The sequence below is a fragment of the Mycobacterium shunyiense genome (genome assembly GCF_058270035.1).
In genome coordinates, this window is the sequence record NZ_JBZDPT010000002.1 from 127,121 (window position 1) to 142,150 (window position 15,030).

Annotated in this window: 18 protein-coding genes; 9 read left to right on the forward strand and 9 right to left on the reverse strand. The window is 63.8% G+C overall.

What is annotated here, in order from left to right; genetic code table 11:
* Positions 1 to 24 precede the first annotated feature (24 nt).
* Together AC4ELS_RS02495 and AC4ELS_RS02500 are read left to right on the forward strand one after the other, a co-directional pair.
* Positions 25 to 414 (forward strand): BlaI/MecI/CopY family transcriptional regulator, encoded by a 390-nt coding sequence (locus AC4ELS_RS02495; protein ID WP_064881457.1) that lies wholly within the window; start codon positions 25 to 27, stop codon positions 412 to 414.
* Positions 411 to 1,466, forward strand: a complete 1,056-nt coding sequence (locus AC4ELS_RS02500) for a M56 family metallopeptidase (RefSeq protein ID WP_499045672.1) — start codon at positions 411 to 413, stop codon at positions 1,464 to 1,466. Before AC4ELS_RS02495 ends, AC4ELS_RS02500 begins: the two co-directional genes overlap by 4 nt.
* On the opposite strand, the gene ripB is transcribed toward AC4ELS_RS02500, so the two are convergent.
* The 3 genes from ripB to AC4ELS_RS02515 form a co-directional block, all read right to left on the reverse strand.
* The gene (ripB, locus tag AC4ELS_RS02505) at positions 1,352 to 2,032 is read right to left on the reverse strand and encodes an NlpC/P60 family peptidoglycan endopeptidase RipB (RefSeq protein WP_499045675.1); all 681 of its coding nucleotides are present in this window, start codon (positions 2,030 to 2,032) and stop codon (positions 1,352 to 1,354) included. The genes AC4ELS_RS02500 and ripB overlap by 115 nt on opposite strands.
* A gap of 493 nt (positions 2,033 to 2,525) precedes the next feature.
* Entirely contained in the window at positions 2,526 to 3,644 is a 1,119-nt protein-coding gene (locus AC4ELS_RS02510) for an Rv3169 family protein (RefSeq protein ID WP_499045678.1), read from the reverse strand.
* A gap of 4 nt (positions 3,645 to 3,648) precedes the next feature.
* Positions 3,649 to 4,674, reverse strand: coding sequence for an NADP-dependent oxidoreductase (locus AC4ELS_RS02515; protein WP_499045681.1), 1,026 nt, complete (start codon positions 4,672 to 4,674; stop codon positions 3,649 to 3,651).
* A 235-nt stretch (positions 4,675 to 4,909) separates the two neighbouring features.
* Between AC4ELS_RS02515 and AC4ELS_RS02520 the strand changes: the two genes are divergently transcribed.
* Positions 4,910 to 5,518: a TetR family transcriptional regulator gene (locus tag AC4ELS_RS02520; RefSeq protein ID WP_499045683.1), complete on the forward strand. Its 609-nt coding sequence runs from the start codon at positions 4,910 to 4,912 to the stop codon at positions 5,516 to 5,518.
* On the opposite strand, the gene AC4ELS_RS02525 is transcribed toward AC4ELS_RS02520, so the two are convergent.
* Positions 5,515 to 6,597: an SDR family oxidoreductase gene (locus AC4ELS_RS02525; RefSeq protein WP_499045685.1), complete on the reverse strand. Its 1,083-nt coding sequence runs from the start codon at positions 6,595 to 6,597 to the stop codon at positions 5,515 to 5,517. The genes AC4ELS_RS02520 and AC4ELS_RS02525 overlap by 4 nt on opposite strands.
* Positions 6,598 to 6,673: 76 nt before the next feature.
* Between AC4ELS_RS02525 and AC4ELS_RS02530 the strand changes: the two genes are divergently transcribed.
* Positions 6,674 to 7,060, forward strand: a complete 387-nt coding sequence (locus AC4ELS_RS02530; RefSeq protein WP_064881447.1) for a hypothetical protein — start codon at positions 6,674 to 6,676, stop codon at positions 7,058 to 7,060.
* A gap of 18 nt (positions 7,061 to 7,078) precedes the next feature.
* Here AC4ELS_RS02530 and AC4ELS_RS02535 read toward each other — a convergent pair whose 3' ends face one another.
* Positions 7,079 to 7,666, reverse strand: a complete 588-nt coding sequence (locus AC4ELS_RS02535; protein ID WP_526023050.1) for a TetR/AcrR family transcriptional regulator — start codon at positions 7,664 to 7,666, stop codon at positions 7,079 to 7,081.
* 33 nt (positions 7,667 to 7,699) lie between these two features.
* Between AC4ELS_RS02535 and AC4ELS_RS02540 the strand changes: the two genes are divergently transcribed.
* The 3 genes from AC4ELS_RS02540 (at position 7,700) to AC4ELS_RS02550 (ending at position 9,656) form a co-directional block, all read left to right on the forward strand.
* Positions 7,700 to 8,554 carry a phytanoyl-CoA dioxygenase family protein gene (locus tag AC4ELS_RS02540; protein WP_448447386.1) on the forward strand — a complete coding sequence of 285 codons (855 nt, stop codon included), beginning with the start codon at positions 7,700 to 7,702 and terminating at the stop codon, positions 8,552 to 8,554.
* A gap of 305 nt (positions 8,555 to 8,859) precedes the next feature.
* A complete protein-coding gene (locus tag AC4ELS_RS02545; RefSeq protein WP_135360168.1) occupies positions 8,860 to 9,366 on the forward strand; it encodes a DUF5994 family protein in 507 nt (168 codons plus the stop codon).
* 86 nt (positions 9,367 to 9,452) lie between these two features.
* On the forward strand, positions 9,453 to 9,656 hold the full coding sequence (locus tag AC4ELS_RS02550) for a hypothetical protein (protein WP_135360169.1): 204 nt from the start codon (positions 9,453 to 9,455) through the stop codon (positions 9,654 to 9,656).
* A 128-nt stretch (positions 9,657 to 9,784) separates the two neighbouring features.
* On the opposite strand, the gene AC4ELS_RS02555 is transcribed toward AC4ELS_RS02550, so the two are convergent.
* From AC4ELS_RS02555 to AC4ELS_RS02570, 4 genes are all read right to left on the reverse strand, one after another.
* Positions 9,785 to 10,330 carry a DUF5994 family protein gene (locus AC4ELS_RS02555; protein ID WP_237165857.1) on the reverse strand — a complete coding sequence of 182 codons (546 nt, stop codon included), beginning with the start codon at positions 10,328 to 10,330 and terminating at the stop codon, positions 9,785 to 9,787.
* A 156-nt stretch (positions 10,331 to 10,486) separates the two neighbouring features.
* Positions 10,487 to 11,707, reverse strand: a complete 1,221-nt coding sequence (locus tag AC4ELS_RS02560) for a carboxylate-amine ligase (RefSeq protein ID WP_498883293.1) — start codon at positions 11,705 to 11,707, stop codon at positions 10,487 to 10,489.
* Positions 11,708 to 12,117: 410 nt separating this feature from the next.
* Positions 12,118 to 12,297 carry a DUF6131 family protein gene (locus AC4ELS_RS02565; protein ID WP_135360171.1) on the reverse strand — a complete coding sequence of 60 codons (180 nt, stop codon included), beginning with the start codon at positions 12,295 to 12,297 and terminating at the stop codon, positions 12,118 to 12,120.
* A gap of 50 nt (positions 12,298 to 12,347) precedes the next feature.
* A complete protein-coding gene (locus AC4ELS_RS02570; protein WP_418022816.1) occupies positions 12,348 to 12,521 on the reverse strand; it encodes a CsbD family protein in 174 nt (57 codons plus the stop codon).
* Between the two features lie 418 nt (positions 12,522 to 12,939).
* On the opposite strand from AC4ELS_RS02570, the gene AC4ELS_RS02575 reads away from it, so the two are divergent.
* The gene (locus AC4ELS_RS02575) at positions 12,940 to 13,707 is read left to right on the forward strand and encodes a TetR/AcrR family transcriptional regulator (protein WP_135360172.1); all 768 of its coding nucleotides are present in this window, start codon (positions 12,940 to 12,942) and stop codon (positions 13,705 to 13,707) included.
* 89 nt (positions 13,708 to 13,796) lie between these two features.
* Complete coding sequence (locus tag AC4ELS_RS02580) at positions 13,797 to 14,969, forward strand: fatty acid desaturase family protein (protein WP_418007517.1); 1,173 nt, start codon at positions 13,797 to 13,799, stop codon at positions 14,967 to 14,969.
* Positions 14,970 to 15,030: the final 61 nt, after the last annotated feature.

Sequence of the window (15,030 nt, forward strand, 5' to 3'; positions counted from 1 at the left end):
CCTCACCGATCTTGGAGGGATGCTGTGCGCGTACGAGGATTCGGCGAACTCGAGGCCGACATCATGGACCGCATCTGGAATCGCGGTCCCGCGGCGGTCACGGTGCGCGAGGTGTTCGATGAGCTCGTCGAAGAGCGTCGGATCGCGTACACCACCGTGATGTCGACGATGGACAATCTGCACACGAAGGGCTGGCTGGAACGCGACCGCGACGGCCGGGCCTACCGGTACTGGCCGCGGTTGAACCGCGAGCAGCACACCGCTCAGTTGATGCGTGAGGCGCTCGACGGTGGCGGCCGTTCCGATCTGGTGCTCAGCTACTTCATCGAGCAGATCGACCCGCAGGATTCCGATCGACTGCGCGCCGCGCTACGCACGCTGGCAAGACGATCGACGAGGGCGAAAAAGCGGTGAACGTCGCCGCGGGTCTGCTGATCTACAGCGTGGCAATGATGGTGTTGGCGCCGACGCTGCTGAGCGCTCTCACCCGCGGCGGATCCGCCCCCAGATTCGGTGTGGCGGCATGGTTGACGGCCGTCGTCAGCGTGCTGGCCACCTGGATCGTCATTCCGGTGCTGGTCATCCTCGACGTGGTCTTCCACGGCGGCCGGCGCACATCATTCCTGGCGTCGTGTGTGGAGTTCCTCTGCGACATCGCGGCCGGGCGTGCAGGCATCGTGGCGCAAGCATCGGTGATGGTCGGGGCAGTCGCGCTGTTCGTGGCGCTGGTCCGTGTCGGGATCAAAGCCCAGCGCACCATTCGGCGGCTGCGCGCCCATGCCGACGGTCACGCCCAGGCGGTGCGTCTGGTGGGACGTCCGACCGATCAGCGCGACGTCTTCATCGTCGACACCGGTGAGCGCACTGCGTACTGCGCGGCGGGAAAGCCGCCGGCGATCGTGGTCCCCACTGGGGCGATTGCCGCACTGGGCAGCGATGAGCTGCAGGCCGTACTGGCCCATGAGCGGGCGCATCTCGACGGACGCCATCCGAAGATCGTGACCGCGTTGCGCGGATTGGCGATGGTTTTTCCACGGGTGCGGCTGATGACCCGGGGCGCCGCGGATGTCGGTCGGCTGCTGGAAATGTGCGCCGACGATGCCGCGGTGCGCCGCCATGGACAGCACACGCTTCTGTCCGGGCTGATGGCACTCGCCGGAGCGACGCCGGCACAGGCCCTCGGCGCCGCCGACGTGGCCTTGCTGAACCGTGCTGAGCGCCTTGCTCTTCCTCCCGCGCCGTGGATCCGGGTCGGGGCCGGGGCAGGTCTCTTCGGGGCGATGGCAGTGATCGCCCTGGTTCCGGTCGCGACGGTCGTGTTGGGTGCATCGGGCCTGCTCTGTCGTTGGGGTCAGTACTCGATGATGCGAGTGACATACGGTGTCATCCCGGAGGTACGCACCGGAGAGATCTTGATCGGGACACCGGTCTGCTGCGCCTCGAGCATCTGGCCACCGCCGAGGTAGAGCGCTTCGTGCTGTCCGCCACCGGGGCCCCAGAACAGCAGATCACCTCGCTTGGCCTGCGACGGCGGCAGGTGGCGTCCCGCCGTGTACTGATCGCCCGAATAGCGGGGGAGCAGGACTCCGACGCCGGCGAACGCATAGCGGGTGAGCCCCGAGCAGTCGAAGCCGACGGTGCGGGCACCGGAATCCACTCCGCGACTGGGCCCGGTCAGGCTGCCGCCACCCCACGAATACGGCACCCCGAGTTGGGTGCCGGCCCGCCGGATCACGTACTCGACTGCCTGCCTGCCATAGACGCGGTTGCCGCGCAGGACGGGGGCCGCACCGGTGTCCGCGGGCCCGAGACCCAGGCTGCCGAGAAACTTCCGGCCCATGTCGAACGTCGTCTGCGCGGCAAAAGCGCTCGCCTGCAACGACGCATTCGCAATGGCGACCGGATCACCCGGCGCTCCCGCACTGAGAATGTTGGGCAGAGTGGGGTCCCACTGGCCGGCGTTGGGTTCCGCGTGGGCGAGGGGAGCACCCATGGCCCCCAACGCTGCCGCGGCGAGAATCCCTGTGCGCATGAGTGTTCGGCGATCCCAGCACAGGGAACGCCTATGGGCAATGGAAGGCATGGTCACGCATCCCCCTCCGCCTTGCGATAGAAGTGGCGGAGACAGCCTCCGCATTCACGGGAACTATGTAGTAACTACGTACGTACGTACTGTAGATCACAATAATCACGTCAGCCCCATCCGTTTTCAAATTTCATAGTGGTAATTCATTGCGTAGGTTGCGTTTTGGTATCGGACGCAACGCTCGAATGCCGCCCGGCAGTGCGTCAGAACGGGTAGCGCAGTACTCATGGCAACTGCGCGCGCAGTTCATACGCTTGTGGGGAATGGGGAGGCGAGATGGCAGAGCCGAGCGCGGTCGAGGTCAAAGTGAACATCAAGGGCGACGTCGACGATGCGCTGTCGCGGTTAGGGTTGAGCGGTGGCAAGCCGCGCAGAGTCTGGTTCCTCGATGACCGAAGACCTTGCGCGTCATGGAACAGTTGGCCGACGCGCAGCAGCGTCAGGGTTGGTACCCGTCGAGGAATCCGGTGAGCCCCGACGGTGCGTGTGGCCCGATCGCGATCTGCTCGACGACACCGATCCCGGTGCGCTCACCCATGGTGGCCTTGACGACGTTCTGCAGGTGAATCGAGGTGAAGTCGGTCGGGTCGAAGGCGTCGAGATCGATGGATTCCCGACCGATCTCGAATTGTCCGTGATGGGAGCCGTGTCCCCAATGCGGATGCCAGTAGCCGATCCCGCGCATCCGGAAGGTGAAGAGCTTCTCCACTTCGATGTGGGTCTCACCGTCGACGGGATCGGTGAACCACAGGTGAGCCCGTCGGATCTCCCGCCGTCCCGGCTCCCACTCGAGTTCGTAGCCGATGTCGTAACACTCGCGCACACCCACCCGGCTGCACGGTGAGGCGCCCGCCGGAATCGGATCCAGAATCTGCGCCGTCTCCAACCAGCGGCGCCCGTCCTCGTGTTCGTGGAAGGCGTAGTGCGTGAATCGATCGCCGAAATGCAAAGGCGCCCAGAGCCAGAACACATGAAAGGGCATCGGCTGCCGGAGCACGGGTACCTGCTCGCCGATGGGCCGAACTCCCCAGGACCGGTCGCGGGTTCCGGGCACGGCGCCGGCCTCGACCGTCAGATCCTCGCCGTCGACGCAGATCGTTCCTTCCCATGATCCCCACTGGGTGAGCCGGGTGTGGTCGGTCAGCACGATGCCTTCGGCGGTACGCCGCTGTTGGCGCGGTTCCTCGATGGCGACGGTGGTGGCGCGGAAGGTCAGATCGCAGGAGATGGCGTGTTCGTTGGAGTCGACGAGGTAGCGGATGGTGCGCAGTGGTTCGACGACCTCGATACGGAACGGGCCGACGGTCGCCGATCGGTCCAGCGGCATTGCCCCCGAAGCGAAGACCGAATGTTCCACCCCGTCCTTGACCACACTGAAGGCGGCGTCGATGATCCCGCGAACCGGGTAGTGGCCCATCGCCGCACCGAAGTAGAACTCGCCGCCACGCTGATGACCGTTGAACCAGTAGCGGTCGTAGTGGTTGGGGTCGGCACTGACCGGTGTGGCGACCGGGTCGGCCGAGCTGTGAATGGGGTAGTCATCAAAAGGGGTCAGCACGGTGTCAATTTTCTGGTTCGTTGATCCTGACGAGCATCTTGCCGATGTTGGCCCCGGTGAACAGTCCGTTGAGGGCGTCGATACTGGATTCGAGTCCCTCGTAAACGGTTTCGCGATGGACGAGCAGCCCTTGTTGCTCCCATTCACTCAGCGCGGCGAAGGCCTCATCGAAGTGCGCCCACTCTTCGAGTGCGATGAAGCCCTGCATCGTCGAGGACGTGGCAAGCAGGTTGACGTAGTTGGCCGGGCCTGGGTGATCGCCGTTGAGATAGCTCGAGATGATGCCGCACATCACCACCCGTGCTTTGTGCGCCAAGTTGCCGAGCACCGCATTGAGGATGTCTCCGCCGACATTGTCGAAGTAGACGTTGATCCCATTCGGACACTGCTCCTTGAGCGCGGCGGACAGGTCGCCGGCCTTGTAGTCGACGCACGCGTCGAAGCCGAAATCCTCGACCACGGCCCGGCATTTTTCCGGGCCGCCCGCGATACCGACCACCCGGGCACCGGCGATCTTGGCGATCTGGCCTGCCACCGATCCGGTCGCGCCCGCTGCGGCCGACACCACCACCGTCTCACCGGCCTGCGGCTTGCCGACCCCCTTCATGCCGAAATACGCCGTGGCGCCCGTCGGTCCGTAGATCGACATCACCGCCAGCGGATCGGTGTAACCAACCACCGGCGTACTGAAGAGGTCGTCGCGGATGATCGCGTAGTCCTGCAGCCCCGTCAGCGTGGTGACCAGATCGCCCACCTTGTAGGCATCGCAACGTGATTCGACAACTTCGCCGATGCCGGCGACTCGGACGACCTCGCCCAATTCGAGAGCGGGCAGGTAGCCGGGTTCGCCGTCCAGCCAGGTGCCAGCGGCCGCGTCGATGCCCACATACGTCGTCCGCAGCAGTGCCTCACCGTCGGCAGGAACCGGCGCAGACGTGGTCACCATTTCCGTGTCGTCCGGGGAGACCAGCCCATTCGGGCGGCGACGCAACAGGACTTGACGGTTCAGGCGGTGCGCGGAGTCAGTCATGTCGCTGCTCATTTCTATGGAGGATCGAGAAGATCGAGGTGTCCATCCGATTTTTCATATTGATTCTTAGAATGCATATCGATTATCGTCAAGCCCCAGACTGAAAGTGTCTCGCCAGGCGGGAGGACACCCATGAGCCCGCGGGAGAAGCAACCGGGATGACATGAGCGCCAACGAATTAACGCCGCGTCGAGGGAGGCCTCCCCGTATCGACCACAGCGCCATTGTCGCAGCAGTGCGGGAGATCGGCACCGAAAACGTCACGATGCGCCGGGTGGCCGAACACCTCGGCATCAGCCTGCCCGGGCTGTATCACCACGTGAAGAACCAGGACGATCTGCTGCGACTGGCCACCGAGAGCGCCTTGGTCATGTCACCGCCCCCGCGTTATTCCGGCGAACATTGGGCGACCTGGATGCGCAGCTATGCGTCCTACATCAGGACGGTCTTGGCCTCCGAGCCGGCGCTGGTCGAGAAGTTCGTCACCGGCGGGGTCCGCGACGAGATGGAGATGCAGTGCAACGGCGACGCCGTCGAAGCACTGGCCGGGCACGGCCTGTCGCCCGACGACGCGATGGCGGTGTGGGCTGCGGTGAGCGCGATGGCGATCGGCAGCGTCACCGAGGCGCACCGTGAACACCTCCACGCCGAAAGCGGACAGCCCTGGCTGGCCCGGATCTTCAAACTCACCGCCAAACGTTCCGCGTCCGACTATCCGACGTTGCGTGCGGTCGCACAGTCCGGGTTCGATCCGTTCAGCGAGGACGCCTTTCAGCACCGAATGACGATGTTGCTCACCGGTATCGCGGTGCAGTATGGGCTTCCGCCCGAACCCGCGGACTAGCTACCCGGCATGCGGCGGACCAGGCCGTCGTCGAGCATCTGCTGGAAGTGATCGGTGACCGTCTGCGCCGCCGGACGATAGGCCAGCCCCAGCTCGTTGCGGCTACGACTGTTGTCGAACGCCAATGGATATCCCACGTTGTGCTCGACGAACTCTCGCGTGAGTCCGGCAGCCGGCGCGATGGCCTTCACGAGCACCTTGGGCGCGGTCATCCTCGGGAACGGGTAGAACGGGCCGAACCGCCGCCGCAGTAGCTTGCCGATCTCCAGAAGCGTCAGAGAATCGGCGTTGACGATGTAGCGGCCGTGGGCCTCGGGGGTGAATCCGGCACGCAGATGGGCATCGGCGACGTCGCGCACGTCCACCACGCCCATGGTCAGCGCGGGCGCTCCGGCCAGGAGACTGCCGTCGGTGAACTGCTTCATCGTGCTCAGGCTGGCCGAATCACTGGCCGTGGTCAGCGCCGGGCCGAGCACCAGGCCCGGGTGAATGGTGACCATGTCCCAGCGGTCCTGCGCCCGTTGGTACCGCCAGGCCTCCTGCTCCGCGACCGTCTTGGAGTAGGGATAGGGCTGGTGGCCGACACTGCTGGTGGTGTTCCAATGTTCGTCGGTGAAGACACCGCCCGCGACATCCAACACCTCACGGGCGTCCCCATAGATCGCGACCACGCTGCTGGTCAGCACCATACGTTTGACGCTATCGGTGCGGTTCACCGAGTCGAGCACATTGCGGGTGCCCTCCAGCGCCGGGCGGACCAGCGCCTCCTGCGCGTCCTTGAAACCTGAGAGCAGGAACGGCGAGGCAGTGTGCATGACAAGCTCGCACCCGGCCATCGCGGCGTCGAAACTGCCGGGCTCGAGCAGGTCTGCCTTGAACAGTTCCAGTCGGCCGGGATGGTCGGCGGAGAGCTTGTGCAGATGCTCCAACCCGATGGCCTTGGCAGGGTTGCGCACCGTGCCGTGGACGGTGTGACCGGCTTCGAGGAGTAACCGGACGATCCAGCTGCCGATGTACCCGCTGGCGCCCGTGACGAGCACCGGCGCGTCCGGGTCGATCGAGGTGCGAGGTGTGCTCATACGGGGGTTTCTCTCGTGCGGGTCAGCTCGAGCATATTGCTGACGAAGTGGCCGACGTGGGGGGACAGTTAGCGGTATGAGTAGCCAGAAGGTACCTAAACCCAGCGACCTCAAATCGGCCGCTCAGGCAGCCGTCGAGACGGCTCAGTCCGCCGTCGGCGCCGCCCAGGCGGTGGCAAGCGGCGCGATGCGCATTCCGCCGGCGTCGGCTCAACTTGCCGCCCAGTTACCCGATCTGCTGGAGAATCTTGCGGTCGCGACAGAACGGCTCAACACCACCATCGATCGGACCGAACGGTATATGGCCATGGCCGACCCGATGTTCCGTACGTTGGACCGCCTCCTGCCGCAACTGGAATCGTTGATCAACACGGGCAATGACGTGTTCCGGATGTTGACGAACCTGCCGGGCGTCTCCGCCATCAACCGGTTCACGGGGCGCGGTCGCGACGACCGGGACTGACACCGTTGGGTCATCGGCCTAGGTGATGCCGAGGACCGCAGCAGTGAAGCGCCAAAGTGTCTGTGTGGCTTGATCGGAATTCGGCGTCGGGATGACTCGGAGCTGTTGCGCGATGCCGTGACGCAGGCCTCCGATGACGTAAGCCGCGGCACTGTCGGGGTCCAGATCTGTTGGGAGTGCGCCGAGTTGCTGTCCATGGCGGATGTTGGCGGCGGCGCTGTCGATGAGGTCGTGAATGTAGGCCTCCCCGAGTTCGGTGAGCTGCGGGTCGCCGGCGGTACGGTTGAGCAGAATCGGCGCCAGCGGGTCGGCAAGGTGATAGGCGACGAAGCGGTGAGTGCGGTTGCGTTCACGAGTAGCCCAATCTCCGTCGGGTAGGTGGGCATCGGCGATCGCGTGGCGCAACCCGTCGTAGAAGCCGTCATAGATCGCGGTCAGAAGCCCGCTCTTCGATCCGAAATGGTGATAGAGGGCGCCGGTACTGAGGCCGGCGCGACGGGTCAGCCCGCTGAGTTCGAAGACGCCGTTTCCGTGCACGAGTTCGTCGCGCGCGGCATCGATCAGTTGTTGACGTCCGACCGGCGCGCGTGCCATAGTCCGAACCATAACAGAAGTCAGTTATGTTTCGGTGAGGGCGATATGAGCACTGAAGTGACGTCGTTGACGGAGTTGGCCGGCGACCTGGCCGGTACGTATCGGCGGACCCGTAGCAGTGGTGAGCAGGTGGACCCTGCGCTGGCAGACGCAGACCTGGCGGCGGTGCTGCGCGACGGGTACGTGGTCCTGCCTGATCTGCTGAGTGCCGCCGAGCTCGACGAGATTCGGAATTCTGTAGGTACACTGTTAGATCTGCTGGGCCGCAACGGATTTGAAGGACACTCCACCCAGCGGGTGTACAGCGTGTTGAACAAGACCCGCAGCTGCGACCGCATCGCCGACCATCCGCGGGTGCTGGCGCTGCTGGATCGGTTGTTCATGCCCAACTACCTGTTGTCCATGCTGCAGGTGATCAACATCCTGCCGGGGGAGCAGGCCCAGATGTTGCACACCGATGACGGCTTCTATCCGCTGCCCCGACCGCGAAAGGCACTGGGCGCGGCCACGATCTGGGCGATCGACGACTTCACCGCCGACAACGGCGCCACCGACATCGTCGCGGGTAGCCACGAGTGGGGTGATCGACTGCCCGAGCCCACCGACCGCGAGCCGGTGGTGATGAGCGCCGGATCCTGCGTGTTCTTCGTCGGAACCCTGTGGCACGGCGGCGGCGCCAACCGTTCTGCGAATGCACGCCTGGCCCTGACCGCGCAGTACTGCGAGCCGTGGCTGCGTCCGCAGGAGGCATTCACCTTGTCGATGACCCGCGACACCGTGCGGGCCGTCTCCGAGGACATCCGCCGCATGCTCGGCTACAGCATCCACCCACCCTTCATCGGTCAGGTCGACGGCATGCATCCGAAGCGTTTGCTCGAGGCCGGTGTTCAGTCCGTCTGATGCGTCCGCCTCCGCCTCCGCCTGCGGTGCCGGTTCAGTGTGCCGAACTGTCGGATGACTTCTGTTGAAATCGCTTTCGCCCAATCGTGACCAAACGTGGTCGAGCGCAATCTGATTGCCGCATCTTGGCCGCGCGCAACCGATAAAAGCTCACGAACCCGGCGCTGCACAGCCCTGTCTGTCGCTTTATTGTGTGACTGCGAGTATCGTCAAACTTATTGGTGCTCCGTCATACAGATTCCCGTTCGGGTTTGGAGCATCCATTCGACAGGTCGGTTTGCTCGGCCATAGATGGGAGCGTCCACATGACGCTACAAGCTGTTGAGAACTCGCCACGGATGCAAGGCCTGTCACGTACTCCAAGATTGCGGTTGAAGCCGAAGGCGCGACGCATTGGGTTTGTCGATGGGGCGTGGTGGCCCCGCGGTGATGACCTCAGCGCGGAACTTCCCGACCTTCTAGCGGCGCTGTCCGTCAAGCTGGGACACGTCGAACGCGTTCTCTACCGATTGTCTGACTGGCGGCCGGCGCCTCGAAAACTCACCACTGGTGACGGTTCAGTCAAGCTGGATGGCTATGAGCGCCAACCGACTTCAACTATCAGCCTGCTGGGACCCGGGCTCCGTCGACTCGACCTGCTGATCGTAGCTGTACACGCGGACGCATCCGACGCGCACGCGACAATGATGAGGGCCGCACATCCCAGCGACGAGACCCGTGTGGACCGCCTTCTCGGGATTGAGCCGCGCGTCCGGGTCAGTCTGGACCGGGCCGCTGTTGCCCAGCAGCGCTGGGCGTCACAGACCTCGTAACCACACAGTGCGTTCCCGAATATCCATTCGGTGAACACTTCTGAACAACATGACGCTGACGATGTCGTCAGAGATCGGATTTGACCATGACGGTACAAGTAACCCGCAACGACGGTGCCACTGATGAGTTTGCCCGCTTCGGCGATCGCTACATCAAACACACCGACGGGTCATTGGAAGTTGTCCGTGCCGGAACAATGCAGGCCGCGACTTATCCGGCGGGAGGCTGGACCCAGGTGACCGGAGATGAGAAGCGGAAACCCCACGGCCTGTTTCATCATCGTGCATGAGCAATATGCCAGCTTCGAATTTACTCGCTTGCTGTATGCGAATCACTCGATCACCAAATAGTATGCGCCACGCCACATCAACCGGCGATGCTCCATCGGTGATGTATGCGGACCCGGGGCTCCCCGTGTCAGTCGCGTAGTTGCGCCAACCGTGAGGAAGCCGTGGTTCCACCTTCTGATTCCCATCGTTCCTGAGCAGCAGACGCTTGGGTGCGTCTGTCCCGGTCTCGTTGGCCGATCATGAGCAATCCGTCGACGGTCGCGGCGTTGTGGGGTTGCGCCGCGGTCATCATGGTGTGGTGGGCGTCGTCGGCGTCGGTGTGGGGCGCGATTACCAGTAGCGTGAGCCGGTCACCGTCGAGCCCGAGAACTTCAACGGTGTTGATCGGCTGCCGCCGATACCCATCCAGGCGTACCGCCCGCCCTCCGGTGACCAGTTTTCGTGGCGCTGTCGCCCATGCGCTCAGGTGATACAACACCCGGTCGATGCGGCCCAGGCGGACCGAGAGCACGGCCAACAGGTCTGGCAGTTCTGCGCTGAGGTCATCGCTGTGAGGCCACCACGCCCCGTCGACATAGCCACTATGTGGCGCCTTGGGCTTCAACCGTAGGCGTGGCGTACGCGCCGGCACGGTGGAGTTCTGATCATTTCTGCGTGTCTGCTGTGGCGTCATGACGACGCTCCCGTCTGGACCGCGTTGACGCGGTCCTGTCCTTCAAATCAGCGATGACACACCCGAAATGGTTGCGTGTACGAAGTACCGCCGATAGTTGTGATCCTACGCTGATCCAGTCTGAATGCGGGCCGGGAGTCCTCATCGTCGGTCCTGTCATGCCGTGTTGCCCAACGCACCTTGGGCACGAGGCGCGATGTCTGCCGTCTCGGCGATGAGGTGATCCACGACGTCGAACAGGTTGTTGCTCATGCGCATGACGCGACGCTGCCGGGCCGCCGAGCTGCCGTCCGTCAGTGCCTGGCGCGCCAATTCCTCGACGGCCTGCCAGTCTCCCGACGCCTCCAGCTGTGGGCGGAGCATCTGGACCAAGTCGGTGACCATATCGCCCGCGGGTCGGCTGGCCGGATGTATCAAGTCCACCAGGTCGCCTTCCAACCCTGACCGAGCGGCTCGCCACAGTGCGGCGCGGCCGAGTGGGGGGACCACCATGGCGGCAGGCACCCCAGCGCGTATTCCCTCGATCTCGCGTTCGACGAGCGCGCGGAACAACGCCGCGATGAGCACGATGGTGTCGGTGCGTGGGCAGCTGTCACACACGCGCAGTTCCAAGGTGGGAGTTCGCAGGGCGGGGCGAACGTCAAAATACGACATCCCCGCATCGGTGATCACTCCGGTCGCAACTAGATTGGAGATCAACGTGTCGTATTCCGCGGCTGACGTGGCCGGGGGTGCCAAACCAGTGGTCGGCCACCGTTGCCAGACCAGTGTGCGGACACTGCTGTAGCCGGTGTCAGATCCGTCGGACCAGAATGGCGAACTCGCGCTCAGCGCAAGCAGGGTGGGGACGTAGGCGGCCACCCGGCCGGCCACCAGGACAGACTCATCGCGGTCGTCGATCCCCACGTGGATCTGAGTCCCGCAGATCAGTTGTTCGCGTGCCAACAGCTGATATTCGGCAAGCATCTGCTGATAACGGAAAGTCTGGGTCACTCGCATCTCGCTGGGCACCGACAACGGAACGGCGCCCGCGGCGACCACGCCCAACCCGAGAGTAGCGGCGGTGTCGACGAGGACTCGGCGTCGGGCGATCAGATCAGCTCGCAGATCTGAAAGAGTGCTGACCACACTGCCGTTCGTCTCCACCACACAGCGCTGCAACTCGGCCACATAGCCGTCAGACAGTAGTTGCAGCAGCTCTGGCGCCCGCGCGGCCAGCCGTCGGGTTGTGAGGTCGACAACGTGGAACTCTTCCTCTATGCCGACTGTCCGGCGCACCTCTGAGACTGTCAATTGCCTTGGCGTTCCTTGCGTTCGGCATTCACATCTGCACGAGGGGCTTGTGAAACGGTATTCATCGTGTCGGCTCGGTCCCACTGGGTCGTCGAGCTGTTGAGGGGAATTCGCCGCCGTGTTGCAGCGGATGGCGTCCCGTTGAGACAGGCCCCATGCTGGGGGCGCCCAGATACCCGCCTATGGCCGCGCTCAGCGCTGCCGGCGGCGGCCTCGTCAGCCCATGCCTCGCGCCGGCGAACTTCCGGTGCGTCCAGTTCCACGGATCGGTGGATGCCGTGGTGCGCAGAGCGAACTTTGTCGCGTCTAGTGCCTGCCACCCACGCGAAGACAGAGATGGGCACCATCGTGGCGCACACCACGAGGAAGACGAAAACCATAGTGCTGGTAGCCATATCGGCTCCTTGCGATTGTTGAAACGTGAGTTCTGCAGGGGGGGCACGGGCCGATCATGGCCGTCGATTCAAGGTCGTCGGCCATGACCCACGGGCCGGTCAGTAGTAGTGACGCCGGCCGCCGACGGCGTGACCCGTCCGCCCCATCAGCATCATGAGCAGGCCCACGACCAGCAGGATGACGCCGATGACCAGGACAACGTGAGCGAAAGCGAATGTGGGGACGAGGCTGGGGAGGAGGAGCCCCAGAACGATCATGACGATTCCGAGGATGATCATGGCAGTTACCTAGTTTCGATGTGGATGGTCGGGGGCGGGTTTGCCCGAGATCAGTGTTTGAAGGCGTCTTTCAGCTTGTCGCCTGCCTGTTTGGTGTTGCCTTTGAACTGGCCGGCGCGTCCCTCAACCCGCAGACGGGTGTTGCCGGTGGCGCGGCCGAAGGCTTTCTTCATGCTGCCCACAGCCGCTTCGGCTTTGTGGGCGACCTCTCTACCAAAACTCATTTCGCGGCTCCTCGTTCTCCGTAGTTCACGTCCCGCGATCGCGGGACGAAGGCATGCGTTTGAGGTTCGTTTTGCCGGGGAGGCAACCGCGGCGCGTGCACGCGCCGCCAACACGATCAAGCCGAGCTTCGGAATAGGCCGACGTAGATCCCGGAGGGGAGCGGCCTGCGTCGGCCCGGTGAACCCCACGACCACCGCGACGAGCCAAACAACCGATCCAACGATGACGATCATGGCGGCGCCTCTACTGATACTTAGAAGTCCAGTACACGCCCCATCGGTGGGGTTGTCAACAGTGTATGTCTACAGCATAGTTCTACCCTGTCGATGATCCGAGGCTGTGCGTCGTTGTGGGGTCTACGGTGTAGGCCTACAGTGGAGGACAACACTGGAGACACGTCGAAAGGTGGCAGCATTCATGACCGCACCGCCCGGAGGTCCACCCGCGACCGGCGCCCGTAACATCGAGTCGAACGGTGAGGGCGTGCCGATCACCCGCGCAGCGGTCCTGGCAAGCGCTCTGGAGATCATCGACCGCGACGGCGTCGACAGGCTCTCGATGCGGCGACTCGGTGAGGCGCTCGGACGCGACCCAATGGCCCTGTATCGGCATGTGCCGAACAAGGCTGCGGTGCTCGACGGAGTCGTCGAGATGGTCTTCGAACAGCTTTCGCTGGACACCACAACGCCGGATTGGGCCGCTGCATTACGCAAGCTCGGCCACGAGTTCCGCGATCTGGCACGTGCGCATCCCAACGTGGTGCCTTTGTTGGTCACCCGCCCGCTGGCAACACCGCTTGGGATGCGCCCACCGGGAATCCTGCGGCACCTCGAAGAGATCCTCACCCTGCTCATCGGTGCCGGGTTCACCGGAGAGGACGCGCTGCACGTCTACCGGGCGTTGTTCGGGTTCCTGTACGGGCACGTGCTTACCGAACTGCAGGAAATCGTCGAGCGGCCCGAGGAAACCGACCACGTCTTGCGCTTGGGACTACACCGGCTTCCGATCGACCAGTTCGGACACCTTCGCGAGCTCGCACCAATATGGGCTACCTACGACGGACTGGCCGAACTCGACCGCGGGCTCGACATTCTGCTCAGCGGACTGGCCGCGCGGCTCTCGGTTCCCGGTGCCGCTCCCGCGCACACCGCCGAACCTCCACAAGACAATCACGAACGGACGTGATCTCGACGCCGCACTCCACGCTTCTCCCACTCGCGTTCGTCCTGTGCGAATACGTATGACCCGAAACTAATTACAGACTTGGCAAGAAGATGGCAGTAACAGACGCAGCCGAATACGCGCACCTTTGCGAGGCCGACCTCGAGGAGCTCGGAGTCGAACTCGAGGCAATCCGTCGCGACATCGAGAATTCGCGCGGTGAACAAGATCGGGCATACATCCAGCGGGCCATCGCGTTTCAGCGCTGCCTCGACATCATCGCACGGCTCATGATCGCCGGCAGCCGAGGCGGGTCCGGCTGGGCACTGGGAACCGCCGCGCTGGCCACCGCGAAAAGCATCGAAAACATGGAACTCGGTCACAACATCTGCCACGGTCAATGGGATTGGATGAACGATCCGGAAATCCACTCCAGCACGTGGGAGTGGGACATGGCCGGTGTCTCCTCGCAGTGGCGGTACGCCCACAACTACCGCCACCACGTGTTCACGAACGTGATCGGCGTGGACGACGACCTCGGATACGGCATCATGCGGGTCACCCGCGACCAGCAGTGGCGGTCGACCAATCTACTGCAGCCGCTACGGAGCATGTTGCTGGCCATCATGTTCGAATGGGGCATCGCCCTGCAGGGGTGGGAGTCGCAGCAGAAGCGCGCGGCGACTCGCGCCGACAAATCCGCGCTCACTCGAGCCTTGGTCGGCAAGGTGGCACGGCAGGTTGGGAAGGACTATTTGATCTTTCCCGCGCTGAGTCTTCGACGATGGCGCCGCACGCTCACCGCGAACGCGACCGCCAACATGTTGCGCAACGTGTGGGCTTACGTGGTGATCTGCTGCGGGCACCTAGGCGACGGTACGCAGAAATTCGCACCCGCCGCGCTGGAGGACGAGTCCAAATCCGAATGGTATCTGCGACAAATGCTCGGCACCGCGAACTTCCGCGCCGGGCCGGTGTTGGCGTTCCTCAGCGGAAACCTCTGCTACCAGATTGAGCACCACCTCTTTCCGGATCTGCCGAGCAACCGCTACGCACAGATCGCTCCGCAGGTTCGGTCCATATGCGGCCGCTTCGACCTGCCGTACACGACCGGCCCGCTCGTACGTCAATACCTGGAGACCGTGCGCACTATTTTCACGCTCGCGCTCCCGGATCGGCTTCTCGCCAAAGATTCTGAAGGAAAGGTCGGTTACAAACCTGACTCCCGGTGCGTTGAGAGACCTCGAGCTTTCGTCGTGGCAACGCGATTGGGGCAGCGCCGGTAGCGATGGTGTCGGTTTGACGACCGGTATCGGTGTCCCTCAGGTCGGCGACTCGAACTGTGGT

Coding starts and splice junctions, on each gene's coding strand:
- ripB (WP_499045675.1), bottom strand. CDS start 2,032: ATGCGCACAGGGATTCTCGCCGCGGCAGCGTTGGGGGCCATGGGTGCT.
- AC4ELS_RS02515 (WP_499045681.1), bottom strand. CDS start 4,674: ATGACTGACTCCGCGCACCGCCTGAACCGTCAAGTCCTGTTGCGTCGC.
- AC4ELS_RS02525 (WP_499045685.1), bottom strand. CDS start 6,597: ATGAGCACACCTCGCACCTCGATCGACCCGGACGCGCCGGTGCTCGTC.
- AC4ELS_RS02530 (WP_064881447.1), top strand. CDS start 6,674: ATGAGTAGCCAGAAGGTACCTAAACCCAGCGACCTCAAATCGGCCGCT.
- AC4ELS_RS02535 (WP_526023050.1), bottom strand. CDS start 7,666: ATGGTTCGGACTATGGCACGCGCGCCGGTCGGACGTCAACAACTGATC.
- AC4ELS_RS02540 (WP_448447386.1), top strand. CDS start 7,700: ATGAGCACTGAAGTGACGTCGTTGACGGAGTTGGCCGGCGACCTGGCC.
- AC4ELS_RS02545 (WP_135360168.1), top strand. CDS start 8,860: ATGACGCTACAAGCTGTTGAGAACTCGCCACGGATGCAAGGCCTGTCA.
- AC4ELS_RS02550 (WP_135360169.1), top strand. CDS start 9,453: ATGACGGTACAAGTAACCCGCAACGACGGTGCCACTGATGAGTTTGCC.
- AC4ELS_RS02555 (WP_237165857.1), bottom strand. CDS start 10,330: ATGACGCCACAGCAGACACGCAGAAATGATCAGAACTCCACCGTGCCG.
- AC4ELS_RS02565 (WP_135360171.1), bottom strand. CDS start 12,297: ATGATCATCCTCGGAATCGTCATGATCGTTCTGGGGCTCCTCCTCCCC.
- AC4ELS_RS02570 (WP_418022816.1), bottom strand. CDS start 12,521: ATGAGTTTTGGTAGAGAGGTCGCCCACAAAGCCGAAGCGGCTGTGGGC.
- AC4ELS_RS02575 (WP_135360172.1), top strand. CDS start 12,940: ATGACCGCACCGCCCGGAGGTCCACCCGCGACCGGCGCCCGTAACATC.
- AC4ELS_RS02580 (WP_418007517.1), top strand. CDS start 13,797: ATGGCAGTAACAGACGCAGCCGAATACGCGCACCTTTGCGAGGCCGAC.